At 48.3% G+C, this 3,211-nt stretch carries 4 protein-coding genes and 1 pseudogene; 1 reads left to right on the top strand and 4 read right to left on the bottom strand.

Annotation, left to right across the window (positions count from 1 at the left end; all coding sequences use genetic code 11):
* Positions 1-104: 104 nt before the first annotated feature.
* The 4 genes and pseudogenes from spoVAE to AC1DUA_RS36055 form a co-directional block, all read right to left on the bottom strand.
* Entirely contained in the window at positions 105-455 is a 351-nt protein-coding gene (gene spoVAE / locus AC1DUA_RS36070; RefSeq protein ID WP_477504308.1) for a stage V sporulation protein AE, read from the bottom strand.
* Complete coding sequence (spoVAD, locus tag AC1DUA_RS36065) at positions 452-1,471, bottom strand: stage V sporulation protein AD (protein ID WP_477504307.1); 1,020 nt, start codon at positions 1,469-1,471, stop codon at positions 452-454. Before spoVAD ends, spoVAE begins: the two co-directional genes overlap by 4 nt.
* A gap of 4 nt (positions 1,472-1,475) precedes the next feature.
* Positions 1,476-1,759 (bottom strand): annotated as a pseudogene (locus AC1DUA_RS36060) (SpoVA/SpoVAEb family sporulation membrane protein).
* A gap of 18 nt (positions 1,760-1,777) precedes the next feature.
* Positions 1,778-2,638, bottom strand: coding sequence for a DUF421 domain-containing protein (locus tag AC1DUA_RS36055; protein WP_477504306.1), 861 nt, complete (start codon positions 2,636-2,638; stop codon positions 1,778-1,780).
* A 200-nt stretch (positions 2,639-2,838) separates the two neighbouring features.
* On the opposite strand from AC1DUA_RS36055, the gene AC1DUA_RS36050 reads away from it, so the two are divergent.
* A complete protein-coding gene (locus AC1DUA_RS36050) occupies positions 2,839-3,045 on the top strand; it encodes a DUF1657 domain-containing protein (protein WP_127449940.1) in 207 nt (68 codons plus the stop codon).
* Positions 3,046-3,211: the final 166 nt, after the last annotated feature.

The following is a 3,211-nucleotide window of genomic DNA, read 5'->3' as shown; positions in this document are numbered from 1 at the left end:
ATCCAATATGGATTAAATGCCCAAGCGGCATCCAAATTGCCGGAAGGGAATATTCATCAGGTCATTCCTGACCTTTTTGAACAGCCCCTTCTTGGTAAATCTTTCTATCCCTTTGGTTTAACAAACACTGCAGCAATAAAGGAGAAAATAATCGCTGCTGAGATACCTGCGCTGGTTACTTTAAAAATCCCGGTTATGATCCCAATGTAGCCATCCTTATGGAGCTCTTCCAGAGCCCCATGGACGAGGGCGTTGCCAAAGCTGGTGATCGGTACGGTCGCTCCAGCCCCAGCAAATTCAATGAATGGGTCATACAAATTGCAACCGTCTGCGATAGCCCCAAGGACAACGAGCGTACTCATCGTATGTGCCGGTGTCAGCTTCCCAATATCCATTAAGAGCTGCCCGAAGACACAGATAGCGCCGCCAATGACAAAAGCCCAAAAAAAGTTCATGCGTACAACCCTCCAGACTCAATAGAAACTGCATGCGCGATACACGGAATGCTTTCCCCTTGCTGGAAGGAAAGCGGAGACAGCAAGGCGCCTGTAGCAACGACAAGAATGCGTTTCAGCTCTCCTTTCTTCATGCGCTTAAGGAGATGCCCGTATGTGACGGTTGCTGAGCAGCCGCAGCCGCTGCCTCCTGCTTGGACATTTTGCTTGTCCCGCTGATAGATCATCAAGCCGCAATCGTCATACGTCGTTTGTTCAATCGGAACCTTGTGCTTCTCAAACAGTTCACGTGCAATCTCGGAACCGACCGCAGCAAGATCCCCTGTCACGATGAGATCATAATACCCCGGCTCGCGGTCCAAATCGCGGAAGTGAGCCTGAATTGTATCAACCGCAGCCGGAGCCATCGCTGCGCCCATATTGAAAGGGTCGGTGATGCCCATATCCACAACCCTGCCGATCGTTGCCGATGTGATGACGGGGCCATCCCCCGTCTTCCCAAGCACCGCCACCCCAGCGCCAGTCACGGTGTACTGCGCTGTCGGTGGCTTCTGCGATCCGTATTCCGTCGGATAGCGGAATTGCTTCTCCACCGTGCAGTTGTGGCTGCAGGTGCCTGCCATGGCATAATTGGCGGCTCCTGAATCCAACAGCTGCGCGGCAAGCGCCAGCCCCTCCATCGAGGTCGAGCAAGCACCGAAGATGCCAAGATACGGCATGCCCAGCGTGCGTGCCGCGAACGTATTGGAGATGATCTGATTCATCAGATCGCCTCCAATATAGAACTGAATTTGGCCGCCCGTGAGCCCGGCATTATCGAGCGCATGTTGCGCGGCTTCCTCAAGCAGCGCCTTCTCTGCTTTCTCCCACGTCTTCTGACCAACGGTCAGATCGCCATGTACAATGTCAAAATCTTCAGCTAGAGGTCCTTCGCCTTCATCAGGCCCAACGACTGTTCCTGTCGATAGAATGACGGGTCGATTCTCAAAAACCCAGCTTTGATGCCCTTTCAGCATAGAATCAGCCCCCACCCATTATGATTAGATGCAAGAGACCCACAACGAAAGCAGCCACGGTGCCAAAAACAATGACAGAACCCGCTAGTTTGAACATGTTCCCGCCTACCCCAAGAACTAATCCCTCTGCCCGGGCATAAAGCACTCACCAATTAAGCAAATCGTGCCGCCAACTAAAAAAGCTCTAAGGCAATTTTTCAAAACAGGTCTCTTGGGTTCAATCCGTTTTGCTAATTCCTGATACTCCTGTTGGGTCATTGTTAGATTTTTCTTCTTATTGTTGGCCATACTTTCCCTCCTGCTTGATTAGGATCTTAACAGGGAATGAAGATCCTGAATGACCTTCGTCATCGTCACGGAGCTATCTTGATACATTTTTTTGGCATCAGGATGCTTCGTTGTTAAGGAATACAGCTCCAGATCCGCTTCACATTTCTTCAGAGTCGCTAGAAGCGCAGGTCTTTCGCTCGGTTGAGGCACTTGCAGCTTGTCATCATAGAGATCAACGGTGAAATCCCCGTTGGTGTCCACTTGGCCAAGAAATACATTTTCTTTCGTTACTCCTAGCTTATCCAGTTCCGTTTGCAGCCATCCCATTCCTTTACCCGCTGCAGCCAGTGGCTCCTTCTGGATTTCGCCATCCATAATGACGGTTTGGGTCGGTTTCTCTGTAGCCAGCTTCATCCCCAAATGTTTGGGCGTCAGAGGTTGCATCTCACTTTTGAGCAAAACGCTCAGATCGCCGCTGGATTCAAGCATCGCAAACTCCACATCCGCCAGTTTGAAAACACTCTTCGTACGCAACTGCTCGAGCAGCTCGTCCCCTGTATATCTTTCTTTTTTCAAATTTTCCTCAAGAACCTTCCCATCTTTGATGAGTACGGTGCCTTTCCCCTCAAACCACATGCGCAAGGTTTTGCTTTTGAGTGTCAGCAATTCCAATATAAAAGGCACAAGACACCAAACTAATATGGCGATAATCCCATGCATGAAGTTGCTTTCTACATCTGTTGAAATGACACCAGCCAAGTCACCCAGCGTAATGCCGATTACATATTCGAAAAAGGTCAGCTGAGATATCTGTTTCTTCCCTAGGATTCGTGTCAGTACAAACAGAATAACCAGCGCGCTAAACGCTCTAATAATGATATGTACCCAATCTGCCACGGGCCCGTTCCCCTCTCCTTCGTAGTACTCCAAACAAAGTCATTATGTGCAAAATAAGCGAGTGCTATCATTGAATTGTTCTGTATTTATTTGTCAATTATGAGAATGAAGAGACAGGGTATATTAATGAGCGCAAACAAGTGAAATCATTATGCTCTCTTTGGTTGCAATCCAAAAATTCAAATGAAGAGGTGCCTACCATGACTGTAGCTGCTCAAGTAAAAACAACACTAGCCTCCCTCAAAAGCGCGCAAGCAAGCCTAGAGACCTTTGCGTTAAGCACGCAGAATCAAGAGGCTAAACAGTTGTATGAAACTGCTGCGATGGCCGCGCAAGACATTGTTAATCAAGTTTCCTCCAGGGTGCAGCAATTGGAAAACGAAGAACCACAGTACAAAGGATTCTAATTTGAACACAAAAACAGCCGATACTCACGAGCAAAGTTCTCGTGTACCGGCTGTTTTTGCTTTTAATACATCATGAGGAGAATTAGCGTAAGCAATACATAAAGTACTAAAATTAGCAGTTTGAGATTATCTTCTTTTGGCATGTGAGCCGCCCCTTGTTTCAGAT

This window comes from Paenibacillus sp. 01T422, from assembly GCF_056398785.1.
This window is presented reverse-complemented; position numbering and strand designations above follow the sequence as displayed.